Source organism: Stenotrophomonas africana (assembly GCF_013004645.1).
GTDB classification, from domain to species: domain Bacteria; phylum Pseudomonadota; class Gammaproteobacteria; order Xanthomonadales; family Xanthomonadaceae; genus Stenotrophomonas; species Stenotrophomonas africana.
The window spans coordinates 91,010-107,539 of sequence record NZ_JABEME010000002.1 but is presented as its reverse complement, the minus strand read 5'-3'; the positions used below and the strand labels follow the sequence as shown (position 1 = coordinate 107,539).

The window sequence follows — 16,530 nt, the reverse complement described above, 5'->3', positions numbered from 1 at the left end:
GCCAGTGGCCTACCCTTTGCCGGATATTCGCATCCCTCCCCCTCTGCTGGAGCTCCCCATGACTGTCCCCGCCTTCGGTCTCGGCACCTTCCGCCTGAAAGACCAGACCGTGATCGACTCCGTGCGCAACGCGCTGGATGTCGGCTACCGCGCCATCGATACCGCGCAGATCTACGGCAATGAAGCCGAGGTTGGCCAGGCCATCGCCGATTCCGGCGTGCCGCGCGAAGAGATCTACCTGACCACCAAGGTCTGGATCACCGAGTTCAAGCGCGAAGCGCTGCTGGCCAGCCTGCGTACCAGTCTGGAGAAGCTGCGCACCGACCACGTCGATCTGGCACTGATCCACTGGCCGTCGCCGAACGACAAGGTCGACGTGCCGATGGAGGAGTACCTGACCGCACTGGCCGAGGCCAAGGCACAGGGTCTGACGAAGGCGATCGGCATCTCCAACTTCACCATCGCGCAGACCCGCAAGGCGATCGGCATCCTCGGTGCCGACGCCATCGCCACCAACCAGATCGAGATCCACCCGTACCTGCAGAACCGCCTGCTGGTGAAGTTCCTGCAGGACAACGGCATCCACATCACTGCCTACATGAGCCTGGCCTATGGCGAGGTGATCAAGGACCCGGTGATCCAGGCCATTGCCGGCCGTCACCAGGCCACCCCGGCGCAGATCGCACTGGCCTGGGCGCTGCAGCAGGGTTTCTCGGTGATCCCGTCGTCGACCAAGCGCGAGAATCTCTCGAGCAACCTGGAAGCGGCAGCAATCCGCCTGACCGACGAAGACATGGCGCAGATCGCCAAGCTGGACCGCGGCCATCGCCTGGCCAACCCGGAAGGGATTGCACCCGCCTGGGATTGAACCCAACTGCGGTTGCGGATCGCAATCGGTAGGTGCCGACCTTGTCGGCACTGACCTCTGATCGATCATTGAAACACCGTGCGGACCAAGGTCCGCACCCACCAGAAGCGGCTTTGGCCTACGCCTGCAGCAACCACCCGCGCATCGCCGCACTGACTTCGTCTGGCTTTTCCATCGGTGCCAGGTGCCCGCAGTCGGGCACCACCACCAGCTGCGAATGCGGCACCAGGGCGTGCATTTCCTCGCTGACCGCCAGCGGCGTGATGCGGTCGTTTGCGCCGCACACGATCAACAGCGGATCGCGGTAACCGGCCAGCACATCATGCCCATCGCGGCGTTCCAGCGCGCTCTGGCGCAGGAACACTTCCGCGCCCAAGCGAGCGGTCATATCGCGCACGCGCTGCACCAGTACGTAGTCATCCAGCCGCGAGGCATCGATGTAGCTGCGCATCAGCGCGTCGCCGAAGCCATGGAACTTGCCGGGCAGGCGCACGCTGGCGCGCTGGCTGCGGCGCTGTTCGGCACGTTCCGGTGAATCAGCGTGGATCGAGGTATCGATCAACGCCAGCTGCAGCACGCGTTCCGGCGCGATGCGCAGGATCTGCTGGGCGACGAAACCGCCCAGCGAGAAACCGGCCAGCGCAAAATGCTCCGGTGCCTGCGCCAGCACGTCTTCGGCCACCGCCTGCAGGGTTTCGCCGCGGGTCTGGTCGCCTACCGTGCAATCGGCAATGTCGGCCAGGTCGGCCAGCTGCGCGCGCCACAGCTCGGCATCGTTGAGCAGGCCGGGCAGCAGCAACAGGGGAATACGGTCGGTCATGGGGGTATTGTCGCGCCAGCGTGGTGACGGAACCATGCCGCAACGGGCGATTGCGTTGTAGAGTCGAGCCATGCTCGACTTCTCCACAGCCAGTCGAGCATGGCTCGACTCTACAGAAGGCAGCGATACGGACGCGACCATGGCAGACCCCTACAACAGCGGCACCCCTTCCCCGCCCGCGCTGCGCTTCGACGATTCACTGGTCACCACCGCCTTCGAGCTACCCGGCCATCGCGTGGTGCGCAACCTCGGCGTGGTGCGCGGCATCACCGTGCGCTCGCGTTCGATCGTCGGCAACTTCCTGGGCGGCATCCAGACGATCTTCGGCGGCAACATCACCCTCTACACCGAGCTGTGCGAACAGGCCCGCGAGGAAACCTACCGCGACATGGTCAAGCATGCGCGGCAGCTGGGTGCCAACGCGATCATCGGCATGCGCTACGACGCCACCGATGTGATGACCGGCCTGACCGAAGTGCTGTGCTATGGCACGGCAGTGGTGGTGGAGCCATTGCGATGACGCAGATGCCAAGCGCACGCAGGAGCAGCCGAGCGTAGGCCCGGCTCTACAGGAATTACGCCACCGGCGGGACGTCGGGCACCTCGACCTGCTGCACCGGCAGGGTCACCATCATCACCGTCGGGTCGTCCGGGTCCAGCCGGGTCTTGAAGCCCAGGCTCTGGCACATCGCCAGCATGGTGCTGTTCTCGCGCAGCACCTGGCCTTCGACCACGTCCAGGCCCAGCCACTTGGCGTACTCGATCATGATCGCCATCAGCCGCCAGCCGATGCCGTGGCCCTTCAGGTCCGAGCGGATCAGGATGCCGTACTCGCCACGGTGGTAGTCCGCGTCGGCGTGCAGGCGCACCGCGCCCAGCATCTCGCCGCTGCGCGGTTCGATCGCCACCAGCGCAATCGAGCGTGCGTAGTCGAGCTGGGTCAGGCGCGCGATGAACTCGTGGCTGAAGTGCTTTACCGACTGGAAGAAACGCAGGCGCAGATCCTCATCGCTGACGCGGGCGAAGAACGCACGGAACAGCGCGTCGTCTTCCGGCCGCACCGGGCGCACGAAGGCGCGGCCGCCATCGGACAGTTCGATGATGCGCTCCCACTCTTTCGGGTACGGGAATACCGAAAAACGCGGATGGCCACGGCCCTTGTGCAGAATTCGCGAGGGCGCGATGGCCACGCGGGCGTCGAGGGCGAGGATGCCCTTGCCGTCGACCAGCAACGGATTGATGTCCAGCGTGCGTACTTCGGGAATGTCGGCGGCCAGTTGTGCCAGCTTGACCAGCGCCAATGCCAGTGCGCGCTCGTCGGCGGCAGGCACATCGCCATAGGCCTTGAGGATGCGCGAGGCACGGGTCTGGCCGATCAGCTCATGGGCCAGGCGCAGGTCCAGCGGCGGCAGCGCCAACGCCTTGTCGTTGATCACTTCAACTGCAGTACCGCCACGGCCGACCACGATCACCGGACCGAACGTCGCGTCATCGGCAATGCCAACGATCAGCTCGCGCGCCTTCGGGCGGACGATGGTCGGCTGTACCAGCAGGCCATCGATGCGTGCATCCGGCCGCAACTGGCGTGCGCGCGACAGGATCGCGTTGGCCGCGCTCTGCACCGCCGGCAGCGTGGACAGGTTGAGGCGCACGCCATCCACTTCCGACTTGTGCGGAATATCCGGCGAGAGAATCTTCAGTGCGACCGTGGCACCGCGCTCCAGCAGCGGCTGCGCCAGGTCCATTGCCTCGTGCGCATCGCGCGCATGCATCACCGGCGCGGAGGGAATGCCGTAGGCTTTGAGCAGTTCATGCGTGGCCAACGGGTCCAGCCATTGCTGGCCATTGGCCAATGCCGCATCGACCAGCGCGCGTGCGGCCGCGGCGTCGACACTGAAGTCCTGCGGCAGGCTGGGCGGCGTTTCCATCAACGCGCTCTGCGCTTCGCGGTAGCGCACCAGGTGCTGGAAGCCGCGCACCGCTTCGGCCTCGGTCGGATAGGTCGGCACCCGCGCCGCGTTGAGCGTGGCCGTGGCCTGGTCATCGTTGCCCAGCCACACCGCGAACACCGGCTTGTCGCGGTGATGGCGCGGGCGCAGGCCGAGCGTGCGGGTGAGTGCCTGCGCAGCGTCTGCAGACGAGGTGAATGCGGTCGGCACGTTGACCACCATCACCGCGTCATTCTCGTTGTCGGCCAGCAGCGCTTCGATGGCGGTGGCATAGCGCTCACCATCGGCGTCGACCACGATGTCGACCGGATTGCTGCGCGACCAGCCCTGCGGCAGCACCGCATCGAGCTTCTGCACCGTACTGTCGGACAGGTTTGCCAGCGTGCCGCGCAGCGCGATCAGCTGGTCCACGGCAAGGCGGCCGACACCGCCACCATTGCTGAGAATGGCCAGGCGACGACCGGGGAAGGTCCCCAACCGGCCCAGCGATTCAGCAGCGGTGAACAGTTCGTCCAGCGCGCTGACACGCAGCAGGCCGGCGCGGTTGAACGCCGCACCGTAGACGTCGTCGGCGCGGGCCAGGGCCTGCACATGGGTATCGCGGCTGCCCGGCTGCACCCGCTCGGCGCGGCCGGACTTCACCACCACCACCGGCTTGGCACGGGCGGCGGCACGCGCGGCCGACATGAACTTGCGCGCATCCTTGATCTGCTCGACATAGAGCAGGATGGCGCGGGTGCGGTAGTCGGTGGCGAAGTAATCGAGCAGGTCGCCGAAGTCGACGTCCATCGTGTCGCCCAGCGAAACCACGGCGGAGAAGCCGACCGAACGCGCCACACCCCACTCCACCAGCGCGGCGGCAATGGCCGAGGATTCGGAGATCAGGGCGAGGTCGCCGGCCTGCGGGAAGTGTGCGGCGATGCTGGCGTTGAGCCGTGCATGCGGTGCGATCACGCCCAGGCAGTGTGGGCCAAGGATGCGCAGGCCGTGCTTGCGCGCCACCGTCTCCACCTGTTCCGACAACGAGCCCGGGCCTTCGCCCAGGTGCGCGGTGAGGATGATCGCTGCCTGCACACCGCGTTCTGCGGCGGTACGCACCACCTGCGGCACGATCGCCGCCGGTGCGGTGATCACCACCAGGTCCGGCACCCAGTCCAGGTCCTTCAACCGTTTGATCGTGCGGATGCCATCGATCTCGGCATGCCGCGGGTTGATCCACGCCACCTTGCCGGGGAAACCGGTGCCGCGCAGGTTGCGCATCACCGCGCGGCCGGCCGAACGCTCACGCGGACTGCCGCCGATCACCGCGACCGACTGCGGACGGAACACAGACTGCAGGTGGTAGGTACTCATGCGCCTACGGTACCCAAAAAAGGGGACGGAGGGGATTAAGTCGTTTGTGCCGCAAACGACTTAATCCCCTCCGTCCCCTTTTTTGTTACAGCAGCGTGCCGTGCAGGATCATCGCGGCGATGCTGAAATAGATCACCAAGCCGGTCACATCCACCAGGGTGGCCACGAACGGCGCCGAAGCGCTGGCCGGGTCGAAGCCGAGTCGCTTGAGGATGAAGGGCAGCATCGAGCCGGACAGCGAACCGAAGGTGACGATGCCGACCAGCGCGGCGCCGATGGTGATCGCCAGCAGGATCCAGTGCTCGCCGTAGTCGTGCAGGCCGCCCAGCTGCCAGATCACGATGCGCACGATGGCCAGGCAGCCAAGGATCGCGCCCAGCACCATGCCGGTCGGGATCTCGCGCAGGGCCACCTTCCACCAGTCGCGCAGGCGCAGTTCGCGCAGCGCCAGGCTGCGGATCAGCAGCGAGGTGGCCTGCGAACCGGAATTGCCACCCGAACTCATGATCAGTGGAATGAACAGGGTCAACACCACCGCGCGTGCCAGTTCGTCCTCGTAGTGCTGCATCGCGCTGGCGGTCAGCATCTCACCCAGGAACAGCACGCTCAGCCAGCCGGCGCGCTTGCGCAGCATCTCGAGGAAGCCGATCTGCATGTACGGCTTGTCCAGTGCTTCCATGCCGCCGAACTTGTGCGCGTCCTCGGTGGATTCCTCGATCAGCGCATCGAGCACGTCGTCCACGGTGACGATACCCAGCATCTGCTGCTGGTCGTCCACCACCGGAATCGCCAGCAGGTCGTGGCGGCGGATCAGCCGCGCCACTTCTTCCTGGTCCATCAGCGCGTCCACCGTCACCGGCGGATTGACCTGCGCCACGTCCAGGATCGACTCCTCGGGCAGGCCGGTGATCAGCCTGCGCATGGTCACCACCTGCTGCAGCTGTTGGCTGGCCGGGTCCAGCACGTAGATCGCGTACACCGTTTCACGGGTGCGCTCGACCTGGCGGATGTGCTGCAGGGTCTGCGCCACGGTCCAGCTGGCAGGCACCGCCACGTACTCGGTGGTCATCAGCGCGCCGGCGGTGTTCGGCGGGTAGCTGAGCAGCTTCTGGATGGCCTGGCGGGCGTCGGTGCCCAGCAGCGGGATCAGCCGCGCGCGTTCCTCTTCGTCCAGCTCATGGACGATGTCGGTGGCGCGGTCGTCGGCCATCAGCCCAAGCAGCGCGGCGGCGCGCGCCGGCGGCAGCTCGGCCACCAGCTCCCCGCTGCGTTGCAGTTCGGGCGCTTCGAGCATCTTCACCGCACGCGGCAACGGCAGCGCGGCCAGCGTTTCCGCGGCGCGGGTCAGTTCCAGCGTGTTGAGGAATTCCACCGCATCGGCGGTGTTGTAGTTCGCCAGCGGTGCGGCCAGTGCGGCGGCATCGGCCACCTGGCGCAGCAATTGCTTCTGGTTCATCGGGTTTGCCTTGTGGGGGTGCGACCTCGCGCAACGCCAACGCAGGCAAACCGTCCCGATGTCAGGCGGTGGCCATCGCTGGCGTCGAACGAGGTCGACTTCTACTGTCGCTGGACATGGGTTGGGGACTCCGGGATGCCTATGCCGACGGACGCGCCGCCAGCGGCGGGCAGTCTGGACCCGTGGGCCATGCAGGTCAACCCGGCGGCCCTGCGGCGGGACCCGGCCGGTTGTTCTCGTGCGTACACAGACTGGCGCGCATAATGGTGCGGTGGCGTTCGCCACGCTTTCCCCCACCCGAACGGACGCACTGCGGGCTTCCCCGATGACCAGGTATTCCCATGCATAGCGGTGGTCTGGAACTGGCCCTGGTGCTGCTGCTGGCGGCGGTCATCGCCGTGCCGGTGTTCAAGAAGTTCGGCTTCGGCGCGGTACTGGGCTACCTGGCGGCCGGTGTGGTGCTGGGCCCGGACGGGCTGGGCTTCGTGCAGGATGCGGACCGCATCCTCGGCGCTGCCGAGATCGGCGTGGTGATGCTGCTCTTCGTGATCGGCCTGGAGCTGTCGCCGGCACGCCTGAAGGTGATGCGGCGCTCGGTGTTCGGCGCCGGTGCAGCGCAGGTGGCGCTGTCCGGGCTGGTGCTGGGCGGCCTGCTGCTGCTTGACCATTTCCAGTGGAAAAGCGCGCTGGTGGTGGGCGTGGCGCTGGCACTGTCGTCCACGGCGGTCGGCCTGCAGCTGCTGTCCGAGCACAAGGCGATCAACAGCGACCATGGCCGGCTTGGCTTTGCCATCCTGCTGTTCCAGGACCTGATCGCGATCCCGCTGCTGGCAGCCATCCCGCTGCTGGGCGGGGCGAAGAACGAGACCCTGCGCATCGAGGATGCGATGGTGGCGCTGGGTGCGCTGGCGGTGGTGATCCTGTGCGGGCGCCCGGTGCTGCGCAGGGTGTTCAGCATCATTGCACGCACCCGCAGCCCGGAAGTATTCACTGCCACCGCCCTGCTGGTGGTGCTCGGCACTGCCTGGTTCATGCAGGAGGCCGGCCTCAGCCCCAGCCTGGGTGCGTTCCTGGCTGGCGTGCTGCTGTCCGATTCGGAGTTCCGGCACGAACTGGAAGCGCAGATCGAGCCGTTCAAGGGGCTGCTGCTTGGCCTGTTCTTCATCGCGGTGGGCATGGGCATCGACCTCGACCGCATCGCCGCCGAGCCGTGGCTGATCGCTGCCGGGGTGGCGATCCTGCTGGTTGTGAAGTTCAGCCTGCTGTACGTGATCGGGCGTATCGCCAAACTCAGTTCGCGGCAGTCACTGCTGTTGGGCAGCGTGCTGTGGCTGGGCGGCGAGTTCGCCTTCGTCGTATTCAACGAGGCGCAGCGCGCGCACCTGCTGGGCAACGCCAACCACGACCGGCTGGTGGCGATCGTCGGCCTGTCGATGGCGATCACGCCGCTGCTGATGATCGCGCTGCTCAAGCTGCTGGGCCAGGAGAAGGCGGCGCCGCGCCAGGCCGCCGAGGCCGACAAGGTGGCGCCGGACAACCGGCCCAAGGTGCTGATCGCCGGCATGGGCCGCTTCGGCCAGGTGATCGCGCGCCTGCTGACCGCGCAGAAGGTGCCGTTCGTGGCGCTGGAAGCGAATCCGGACACCGTGGCCGACCTGCGCCGCTTCGGCAACCAGCTGTACTACGGCGACCCGACCCGGCCGGAGATGCTGCGCGCTGCGGGCGGCGAGCACATCGATGTGTTCGTGATCACCGTGGATGACCCGGAAACCAACCTACGCGCGGTGCGCATGGTGCGCCGGTTGTACCCGGACGCGAAGGTGCTGGCGCGTGCACGCAACCGCCAGCATGCGTGGCGCCTGATGGACATGTCGGCCGAGCCGTTCCGCGAAGTGTTCGGCACCAGCCTGGAGATGAGCGGTCGCGTGCTGACCGCGCTGGGCGTGGCGCCGGACGTGGCCGAGCGCCATGTGCAGCGCTTCCGTGAGCACGATGAGCAGCTGCTGCGCGACCAGTACCTGGTGTACGACGACGAGGCGGCGGTGATCCAGACCTCGCGCGATGCGCGCAACGACCTGATGCACCTGTTCGAGGCCGACGCGGAAAGCGACGGCAAGTAGGCGTGCCGGCCAGCGGCCGGCACTACCCTTTTCCAGGGATCAACCGTTGTCGCGCAGGAACCGCGCCATCGACGAAACACCCGGCACGCGCGGTTCGAACTCGCCGGCCACGTCGATGAAGCCACGCATCACCGCGATCTCGCGCGGGCTGCGGTTGAGGCTGTCGCGCGCTTCCGGATCGGCACCGGCGCGCAGCAGGCGCTGCACCAGCAGCGGCAGGCCATGCAGCGCGGCCAGGTGCAGCGGACCGAAGCCGCGCGGATCACGCACGTCCAGGCTGACGTCCTCATCCAGCAGGCGCTCTACCGCCGCCATCACCACCTGCTCGTCGCAGGCAGTGCCCGGCTCGGCACGCGCACCCAGCAGCAGCAGCAGCGGCGTGACCGAACCGGCGGCGGCCTGGTCCGGTTCGGCACCGGCCAGCAGCAGGGTGTCGAGCAGGGCCAGCAGGCGCGAGCGGTCGCGCGCACTGAAGCCGTACAGCGCGGCACAGTGCAGCGGGCCCAGCTGCTGCGCATCACCGGCATGCACGTCGGCGCCGGCGGTGAGCAGGCGCGCGACGATGTCCGGCAGGCCCAGCGCCGAGGCCAGCATCAGCACGGTCACGCCGCCCGGCAGGCGGTGTTCCAGCTTGGCGCCGGCATCGAGCAGGGCCGAAACGATATCCACCTGACGCATGCTGACCGCCGCCGACAGCGGCGTAGCCCCACTGGCCGCAGCGTGCTGCGGATCGGCGCCACGCGCCAGCAGCAGGTCGGTCACCGCCAGATGACCACCACCGGCGGCACGCAGCAGCGCGGTGCAGCCCTGTGCGTCGACCGCATCAACGGCGAAGCCCAGGTCGATCAGGCGGCGCACGGCATCCACATCACCGGCCATCGCGGCGGCCGGCAGATCGGCCTCGCGCAGCGTACGGCGCGGCAACGGCCATACCCGCCAGTCGAGCCAGTCGGCCAGATCACGTCGACCGATCGACAGCGCCACGCCCAGCGGCGTCTGGCCGTCGGCGGCACGGGCTTCCGGCGATGCACCGTGCTGCACCAGCAGCTTCAGCGCGCCTTCGCGGGCCAATGCAGTGGCCAGGTGCAATGCGGTCATGCCATGGCTGTCGCGCGCTTCGCGATCGACACCGGCCTTGAGCAGGGCCTGCTGCAGGCGCAGCCAGCCCAGGCGCACCGCCAGCGACAACGGCGGGTCACCGGCCGGCGAAGCGGCGAACGGATCGGCGCCACGTTCCAGCAGTTCCAGTGCCAGCTGTTCCAGGCCACGGGCGGCCTGGTCGTGCTGCGCACAAGCCGCCAGGAAACGCGCCAAGCCACCGCGTCCGGCCGGTGACAGGCCACGCTGCAGCATCACCTGCAGCGCCGGCACCGCATCGATGCCACGCGACAGCAGCGCGAACATCGGCGTGTCCGAGCAGGCATCGCGTACGTAGGGATCAGCACCGTGCGCCAGCAGCCAATCGACCGCGTCCGGCTCAAGCGCAAGTTCGGGGTCAAGCAGCAGGCTGCCCAGTTCTTCCGGCTGGCACAGCTTGGCCAGCGCGGCCATGCCGTCGGTGTTGCCGAAGCCCAGCGCTTCGCGCAGCAGGGTCAGCGGCGGGCGATCCGGCAGCAGGCCGCTGGCCGCGGCCGCTTCGCCGCGCTCGGCCAGACCATCGCTGACCGCAGCCGGCAACGGATAGGAGGGATCCAGCAGGGCCACGATCGCCCAGCGGCCGGCTTCGGCGGCGTAATCCACCGCACGACGGCCGACCGGATCGGTCGCATCGGCGGCAATACCCAGATCGACCAGGCGCTTGATCAGCAGCGGGGAGACGTCCTCGGCCATGACGGCCAGCTGCACCGCATTGCGGCCTTCGCCGTCCACCGCGATCAGGTCGGGCTTGTGCGGCAACAGATGTTCAATCACACCGGCGCGACCGGCGCGGGCCGCTTCCAGCCACGGCGTGCGACCAAGCGCATCGCGCGCTTCCAGATTGGCGCCGGCGGCGAGCAGCACACCGATGATTTCCACGTGGCCGGCCAGCGCCGCCTCGTGCAGCGCACTGCGGCGCTGGCGATCACGGGCGTCGGCGCGCGCCTTGTGCTTGAGCAGCAGCTGCACGCCGGCCGGATCATCGTCTTCGGTGGCGGCAGCGGCGAGCAGCACCGGCGTGCCCTCGGCCGGTTCGCTGCGCGCACCGCGTTCGAGCAGGAAGCGAGCCAAGCGCCAGTTGCCGACCTGGCAGGCCACGGCCAGCGGTGACCAGCCCTCGTTGTTCAACGCATCGACTTCGGCGGCAGCGTCGCGCAGCAGCGCCGCCACGCCCGGGTCGGAACTGCGCGCGGCATGGTGCAGCGGGGTGTTGCCATCGCTGTCGGTAGCACGCGAATCAGCGCCGTTGGCGAGCAGAGTCATGACCGCTTCGGGGCGACCATGCCAGCTGTCACGGGTGGCGGCCAGCAGCGGGGTCATGCCCCGGTGCGGTGCATTCACATCAACGCCGCGGGCGATCAGTTCGCGCAGCAGGCGCAGATCGGGCAGCACCGCCGCCAGCACCGCCAGGCTGCGCTGGTCGCGCCAGTTCGGGTCCGGCAGCGCATACGGATCGGCACCGGCCTGCAGCAGCTGCAGGCCGCGGTCGATGCGGCCATGGCGGGCGGCTTCATACAGTGCCGGGGTCAGCTCCTGCGGTGCCATCGCCTCCAGCGGCACGGATTCGGCCGCGGCGGCAAACATCGGTTCGTGCTCGTTGCTGGCCGTGGCCAACGGGCTGGAGCGCAACGACACCAGCGGCGCCGGCGCCACCCGCTGCAGCAGCAGGTGCAGCAGCGGCGACAGCACCAGCACCGCCAGCGCGGCAGGCCAGCGTGCGCTTTCCGGCAGCAGGTCGGGCCAGGCCGGCAACACCACCAGTGCAGCCAGTGCGATCACCAGCGCGGCCACGCCGAGGCCACGCCAGGCGGTCAGATCGCGCCCTGCCAGCGCCTGCCAATGCTGGGCCAGGCTGCCGTCAAGGCGTTCAACGTCGTTCCACAACGGCCAGGTACGCCAAGCCGCCAGCAGGCCGGCACTGACCAGCACGCTCAGACCCAGCACAGCGGCCAGGCTGCCGCTGTCGCGCAGCGCCGCCAGCGGCCAGGCCAGCAGCAGCGCCAGCAGCAGCGGTGCGGCGGCCCACAGCGCCAGCAGCGCGGGCAGGTCCTGGCGTGCGACCACCTTCAGCGGCAGCAGCGCACGGCTGCGGCGCCACCACGACACACCCAGCGCGAACGCAGGCTGCGCCAGGGCGGCAAGGATGGCACCCGGAATGCCGCCCACGGCGGCGCCCAGCGCCAGTACGGCACCCACGGCAAAGGCGATCGACAGTACGCGCGGACGGGAGGCGTCAGTCATAGTGCCGCGGCATCAGGCTGGCCACCGACGGCGGCACCTGCAGGTAGAACCCGCGTTCGCTCATTTCGCTGCGGACCTTTTCCGGATCGGCCTGGGCCAGGCGGCGCTGGGCATCCAGGGCCACCTCCAGGACGAAGGCAAGCGTCCCCAGCGAGGTGAGCAGCGGCGCAGGCAGCGCGCTGAAATCATCGCGTCGGGGAACGTAGACGTAGGTGTCCGGCTTGAGTTGGCTTTTATAGACGTAGGCGTGCATGTCCGCGGGACGATAACCCGGGAAGAGCCATGATTGTGTCGGAAAGCCGACACCGGGGAAAGCCGTCAGCCGACGATGGCGGCGCGATCGGCGGCGTTTCCCCTGCGGGGTTCAGCAATGTGGCGGTGGCGTTCAGCCACTCGCACACCTGGCGGCTGCGGGATCACTCGCCCCAGCGACGGAACACCAGGGACGTGTTGATGCCCCCGAATGCGAAGTTGTTGCTCATCACGTACTCGGCCTGGAGTTCGCGGCCCTGGCCGGTGATGAAGTCCAGCTGGCCGCAGCGCGGATCGACATCCACCAGGTTCAGGGTCGGGGCAAACCAGCCGGCACGCATCATCTCGATGCTCACCCAGGCCTCGAATGCACCGCAGGCGCCCAGCATATGCCCGACGTAGCTCTTCAGCGAGCTGATCGGCATCCGCGAGCCGAACACCTGCGCGGTAGCCTGGGTTTCGGCGATGTCGCCGTGCTCGGTCGCGGTACCGTGGGCGTTGACGTAGTCGATCTGCGCCGCGTCCAGTCCGGCATCCTCCAGCGCCAGGCGCATGGCCTGGGCCATGGTGTCCGCACTGGGCTGGGTGACGTGCTGGCCGTCGCTGTTGGTGCCGTACCCCACCACCTCGGCAAGGATGGTCGCACCACGCGCCTGCGCGTGCTCCAGGTCTTCCAGGATCAGCGTACACGCGCCCTCGCCCAGCACCAGGCCGTCGCGGCCGGCATCGAACGGGCGGGGCGTCGACTGCGGGGCGTCGTTCTGCACGCTGGTCGCGAACAAGGTGTCGAACACGGCAGCCGCGGCGGCGTCCAGCTGCTCGGCACCGCCGGCCACCATCACCGTCTGCTTGCCGCTGCGGATTGCCTCATAGGCCGCGCCGACGCCCTGGCTGCCGGATGTACAGGCACTGGACGTGGTGTAGACGCGCCCGGACAGACCGAAGAACACACCGATGTTGACCGGTGCGGTGTGGCTCATCATCTTCAGGTAGGTGGTGGCGCTGATGCCATCGGTGGTGAACTCGTTGAGCATGCGGCCGAGTTCGCCGATGGCCTCATGGCTGCCGGAGGAGGAGCCATAGGCCACTCCGGTACGCCCGCTGCGCAGCACCGGATGGTCGTGCAGCCCCGCTTCGTGCAGGGCGATTTCGGTGGCACGCACCGACATGATCGCCACCTTGCCCATCGAACGGGTGCTTTTGCGGTTGTAGGTCGGCGGCAGCTGGAACGGCTGCGCCGGTGCGGCCAGTCTGGTGTTCAGCCCGGCATAGACATCCCACTCGGGCATCGCGCGCACGGCGTTGCGGCCGCTGCGCAACTGCGCGTGGATGGTCGGCCAGTCGTGGCCGAGCGGACTGATGGCGGCGGCACCGGTCACCACCACGCGATGGTCGATGCCCATCAGAGCATGCCTCCGTTGACCGAAATCACCTGCCGGGTGATGTAGCCGGCCGGCTCGGACAGCAGGAAGGCCACCGTCGCCGCCACCTCATCGGGACGACCAACGCGGCCGGCAGGAATCAGTTTCAGCGCGTGCTCCACCACTTCCTCGTTGAGCATCTCCGTCTCGATCAGGCCCGGCGCCACGCAGTTGACCGTGATCTGGCGGCTGGCCAGTTCCAGTGCCAAGGCCTTGGTAGCGCCGATGATGCCGGCCTTGGCCGCGCTGTAGTTCACCTGGCCACGGTTGCCGGCAATGCCTGACACCGACGACAGGGTGACGATGCGGCCCGGCTTGCGCCGACGCACCATCGGCATGATCAACGGATGCAGCACGTTGTAGAAGCCATCCAGGTTGGTGTGGATGACCTGGTCCCAATCCTCCGGCGACAACGCCGGGAAAGCGCCGTCGCGGGCGATGCCCGCATTGCAGACCACGCCGTAATACGCGCCATGCGCGTCCACGTCGGCCTCCAGCGCCGCGCGGGCGGCATCACGATCGGACACATCGAAGGTGAGCACGCGCGCCTGCACGCCCAGCGCCTGGATCTCGGCGACCACGGCCTGTGCCTCGTCCACCCGGCTGCGGCAATGCACCGCTACATCGAATCCGTCATGGGCAACACGCAGCGCAATGGCGCGGCCGATCCCCCGGCTGGCGCCTGTCACCAGCACGCATCGATTCCCAGTCATGCCTGTCCACTCTCCAGATAGGCCTTCGCGTCGAGCGGCTCGTACACCGACACGTTGGCAACCGCCCATTCTTCCTCGCCCGCCAGGATCCGGCAGGCGAACATCCCCAGCCCATTGTCGCCCAGCAGTTCGCGACGCGCCTGCACACGCAGGCAGGTTCCGCTCGGGAAACCACTGCGCAGGCTGCTGTAGCGCCGACTGCCGAGCAGGAAGCCCAGCGGCGGCGCTGCGCCAGCCGCACGCGCGCGACACCCCGACCAGGCGGCAATCGCCTGCGCCATGTACTCGATGCCGATCCAGGCCGGCATTTCACCGTTCTCGATGAACAGACCCGTCCCGGGTACCACCAGTTCGGCCTCGATGCTGTCCTGGTCCCATCGCAGTATCCGCTGCAGCAGGCACATGTCCTGGCGATGTGGCACCACTTCCTCGATCGCGTAGAGAGGGTTCATCGGCGTTCCAGTGCCAACACCGCATTGCTGCCGCCGAAGGCAAACGAGTTGCTCAGTATCCGTCGCAGCGGGCGTGCCAGGCGGGTGCCTGGTGCCACCAGTGACAGTTCCGGCAGCGCCTCATCCACGGCGCCATCCCACCAGTGCGGTGGCAGCCGCTGCAGCGGGTTCTCGGCCAGCATCATCCAGCACAATGCCGCCTCGATCGCGCCGGAGGCGCCGAGCGTATGCCCGGTAAGCGGCTTGGTCGAGCTGGCCGGTACATCGGTACCGAGCACCTCCGAAACCGCCAGGCTTTCCATGGCGTCGTTGTGGTCGGTGGCGGTGCCATGCAGGTTCACGTAATCGACATCGGCGGGCGACCAGACAGCGCGCTTCAGTGCCTGCCGCAGCGCATCGATGGCGCCTTGGCCTTGTGGGTCGGGTGCGGACATGTGGTGGGCGTCGGAGGATTCACCCCATCCTGCCAGCGCCACCGGGCCGATGTCGCGGGTGAGCAGGAACAGCGCGGCGCCTTCCCCGATGTTGATGCCGGATCGATGTTGCGAGAACGGATTGCAGCGCAGCGCGGACACCGACTCAAGCGCGCTGAAACCCGCCACGGTAAAGCGGCACAGAGAATCGGCGCCACCGGCGATGACCGCATCGACCACCCCGGCGCGTAACAGGCGCGCAGCCGACACCAGGGCCTTGGCACTGGATGAACATGCCGTGGACAGCGTCCATGCCGGGCCCTGCGCACCACTGCGCAGCCGCACGAACTGCGCGGCCGTTCCCATTTCCTGCTGCGCGTAATCGTAGTCCGCCGGCCAATGACCGTTGCTGGCGTGGGAGCACATGGCCCGCTCGCCTTCGCCAATACCCGAAGTGCTGGTCCCCATCACCACAGCCACGCGCTCGGCGCCATAGCGGGCGATGGCCGCGGCCACCGCAGGCGCGATCTGCGCCAGCGCAACCGCCAGCAGCGCGTTGTTGCGCCCACGCAGGGCCAGCGGGAGTTCGTCCAGCGTCGGCAGCGGCGTGCACACCTCCCCCAACGCCAGGGTCCGCCCCGGCAACAGGCTGTCGTTGTTGCTCAGCCCACCCGGCACCTCGGCGAACATCGCCTCCGCCACCGCCGCGCGGCCCTCGCCCAGCGCGCAGACAATGCCCAGGTCGTTGAGGAAAACGGCAGTGTCCATCAGTCCTGCCCAGCCATATCGATCGATTCGATGCGCAGCGCGTAGCCTTCTGCGCGGTTGTCCAGCTGCAGGCTGCCATCCTGCAGGCGCTGCAGCTGCAGCCACACCGTACCGTCGCGCGACAGACTGCGCTGGTGGCCGTCATCACCGACCTGCCAGCCAGGCGGCAACACGGCGGCGATCGCGGCCGTCGGCCACAGCGCGAACTGCAGATCGTCCAGCACACGCTCCGCGCGAACCTGCGGCGGCAACCACGATGCACGCTGTTCGGTCAACTGCCGGCCATCCCAGCGCAGACGAACGCCGGTCTGGCCCATGGCCTGCACCGCCAGCTGCACCTGCTGCGCATCGGCTTCCAGCAGAGCATCGAGATCACGTTCGTGGCGCCCGAAGCGGAAATGCAGCTGCTGCTGCAGCGCCAGTGGCGTCGGCAGGCTGGACGGGGCCAACCGCAGCGGCGGCAGCTCGACCTGCGGCCTTGGCATGCGCCCGGCGCAGGCGGACAGCAGCGCGCACAGCAGCAGCGCCGCAATGCTGCGCACGATCAGCGGCGGCACGCGGCCTCCA

At 68.1% G+C, this 16,530-nt stretch carries 13 protein-coding genes; 3 read left to right on the top strand and 10 right to left on the bottom strand.

Features of this window, described 5'->3' with window-relative positions; genetic code table 11:
• Window positions 1-58 precede the first annotated feature (58 nt).
• Window positions 59-868, top strand: coding sequence for a 2,5-didehydrogluconate reductase DkgB (gene dkgB, locus HLA98_RS04755; RefSeq protein ID WP_057500862.1), 810 nt, complete (start codon window positions 59-61; stop codon window positions 866-868).
• A 118-nt stretch (window positions 869-986) separates the two neighbouring features.
• Here the strand turns inward: dkgB and HLA98_RS04750 are convergent, their stop codons facing one another.
• Window positions 987-1,688, bottom strand: a complete 702-nt coding sequence (locus HLA98_RS04750; RefSeq protein ID WP_057500863.1) for an alpha/beta fold hydrolase — start codon at window positions 1,686-1,688, stop codon at window positions 987-989.
• Window positions 1,689-1,827: 139 nt separating this feature from the next.
• Between HLA98_RS04750 and HLA98_RS04745 the strand changes: the two genes are divergently transcribed.
• Entirely contained in the window at window positions 1,828-2,208 is a 381-nt protein-coding gene (locus tag HLA98_RS04745) for a YbjQ family protein (protein WP_057500864.1), read from the top strand.
• 55 nt (window positions 2,209-2,263) lie between these two features.
• Here HLA98_RS04745 and HLA98_RS04740 read toward each other — a convergent pair whose 3' ends face one another.
• Both HLA98_RS04740 and mgtE read right to left on the bottom strand, forming a co-directional pair.
• A complete protein-coding gene (locus HLA98_RS04740) occupies window positions 2,264-4,990 on the bottom strand; it encodes a bifunctional acetate--CoA ligase family protein/GNAT family N-acetyltransferase (RefSeq protein WP_057500865.1) in 2,727 nt (908 codons plus the stop codon).
• A gap of 85 nt (window positions 4,991-5,075) precedes the next feature.
• Window positions 5,076-6,446 (bottom strand): magnesium transporter, encoded by a 1,371-nt coding sequence (gene mgtE / locus HLA98_RS04735; protein ID WP_057500866.1) that lies wholly within the window; start codon window positions 6,444-6,446, stop codon window positions 5,076-5,078.
• Window positions 6,447-6,787: 341 nt separating this feature from the next.
• Here mgtE and HLA98_RS04730 point away from each other — a divergent pair, with 341 nt between their 5' ends.
• Window positions 6,788-8,566 (top strand): monovalent cation:proton antiporter-2 (CPA2) family protein, encoded by a 1,779-nt coding sequence (locus HLA98_RS04730; RefSeq protein WP_057500867.1) that lies wholly within the window; start codon window positions 6,788-6,790, stop codon window positions 8,564-8,566.
• A 39-nt stretch (window positions 8,567-8,605) separates the two neighbouring features.
• Here HLA98_RS04730 and HLA98_RS04725 read toward each other — a convergent pair whose 3' ends face one another.
• The 7 genes from HLA98_RS04725 to HLA98_RS04695 all read right to left on the bottom strand — a co-directional run bounded on the left by HLA98_RS04725 (window position 8,606) and on the right by HLA98_RS04695 (window position 16,520).
• Window positions 8,606-11,944, bottom strand: coding sequence for an ankyrin repeat domain-containing protein (locus tag HLA98_RS04725; RefSeq protein ID WP_057500868.1), 3,339 nt, complete (start codon window positions 11,942-11,944; stop codon window positions 8,606-8,608).
• Window positions 11,937-12,197 carry a YcgL domain-containing protein gene (locus HLA98_RS04720; RefSeq protein WP_014648833.1) on the bottom strand — a complete coding sequence of 87 codons (261 nt, stop codon included), beginning with the start codon at window positions 12,195-12,197 and terminating at the stop codon, window positions 11,937-11,939. Before HLA98_RS04720 ends, HLA98_RS04725 begins: the two co-directional genes overlap by 8 nt.
• A gap of 163 nt (window positions 12,198-12,360) precedes the next feature.
• Window positions 12,361-13,599 (bottom strand): beta-ketoacyl-ACP synthase, encoded by a 1,239-nt coding sequence (locus tag HLA98_RS04715; RefSeq protein ID WP_057500869.1) that lies wholly within the window; start codon window positions 13,597-13,599, stop codon window positions 12,361-12,363.
• The gene (locus tag HLA98_RS04710) at window positions 13,599-14,330 is read right to left on the bottom strand and encodes a 3-ketoacyl-ACP reductase FabG2 (protein WP_057500870.1); all 732 of its coding nucleotides are present in this window, start codon (window positions 14,328-14,330) and stop codon (window positions 13,599-13,601) included. Before HLA98_RS04710 ends, HLA98_RS04715 begins: the two co-directional genes overlap by 1 nt.
• Window positions 14,327-14,782 carry a hotdog family protein gene (locus HLA98_RS04705; protein WP_057500871.1) on the bottom strand — a complete coding sequence of 152 codons (456 nt, stop codon included), beginning with the start codon at window positions 14,780-14,782 and terminating at the stop codon, window positions 14,327-14,329. Before HLA98_RS04705 ends, HLA98_RS04710 begins: the two co-directional genes overlap by 4 nt.
• Complete coding sequence (locus tag HLA98_RS04700; protein WP_057500872.1) at window positions 14,779-15,963, bottom strand: beta-ketoacyl-ACP synthase; 1,185 nt, start codon at window positions 15,961-15,963, stop codon at window positions 14,779-14,781. Before HLA98_RS04700 ends, HLA98_RS04705 begins: the two co-directional genes overlap by 4 nt.
• Window positions 15,963-16,520: a DUF3261 domain-containing protein gene (locus HLA98_RS04695; RefSeq protein ID WP_057500873.1), complete on the bottom strand. Its 558-nt coding sequence runs from the start codon at window positions 16,518-16,520 to the stop codon at window positions 15,963-15,965. Before HLA98_RS04695 ends, HLA98_RS04700 begins: the two co-directional genes overlap by 1 nt.
• Between the last annotated feature and the right edge of the window lie 10 nt (window positions 16,521-16,530).

What these genes read in the sequence shown, in the direction of transcription:
- HLA98_RS04740 (WP_057500865.1), bottom strand. Translation starts at nt 4,990, where the DNA reads ATGAGTACCTACCACCTGCAGTCTGTGTTCCGTCCGCAGTCGGTCGCG.
- mgtE (WP_057500866.1), bottom strand. Translation starts at nt 6,446, where the DNA reads ATGAACCAGAAGCAATTGCTGCGCCAGGTGGCCGATGCCGCCGCACTG.
- HLA98_RS04720 (WP_014648833.1), bottom strand. Translation starts at nt 12,197, where the DNA reads ATGCACGCCTACGTCTATAAAAGCCAACTCAAGCCGGACACCTACGTC.
- HLA98_RS04725 (WP_057500868.1), bottom strand. Translation starts at nt 11,944, where the DNA reads ATGACTGACGCCTCCCGTCCGCGCGTACTGTCGATCGCCTTTGCCGTG.
- HLA98_RS04710 (WP_057500870.1), bottom strand. Translation starts at nt 14,330, where the DNA reads ATGACTGGGAATCGATGCGTGCTGGTGACAGGCGCCAGCCGGGGGATC.
- HLA98_RS04730 (WP_057500867.1), top strand. Translation starts at nt 6,788, where the DNA reads ATGCATAGCGGTGGTCTGGAACTGGCCCTGGTGCTGCTGCTGGCGGCG.
- HLA98_RS04705 (WP_057500871.1), bottom strand. Translation starts at nt 14,782, where the DNA reads ATGAACCCTCTCTACGCGATCGAGGAAGTGGTGCCACATCGCCAGGAC.
- HLA98_RS04700 (WP_057500872.1), bottom strand. Translation starts at nt 15,963, where the DNA reads ATGGACACTGCCGTTTTCCTCAACGACCTGGGCATTGTCTGCGCGCTG.
- HLA98_RS04745 (WP_057500864.1), top strand. Translation starts at nt 1,828, where the DNA reads ATGGCAGACCCCTACAACAGCGGCACCCCTTCCCCGCCCGCGCTGCGC.
- HLA98_RS04715 (WP_057500869.1), bottom strand. Translation starts at nt 13,599, where the DNA reads ATGGGCATCGACCATCGCGTGGTGGTGACCGGTGCCGCCGCCATCAGT.
- dkgB (WP_057500862.1), top strand. Translation starts at nt 59, where the DNA reads ATGACTGTCCCCGCCTTCGGTCTCGGCACCTTCCGCCTGAAAGACCAG.
- HLA98_RS04750 (WP_057500863.1), bottom strand. Translation starts at nt 1,688, where the DNA reads ATGACCGACCGTATTCCCCTGTTGCTGCTGCCCGGCCTGCTCAACGAT.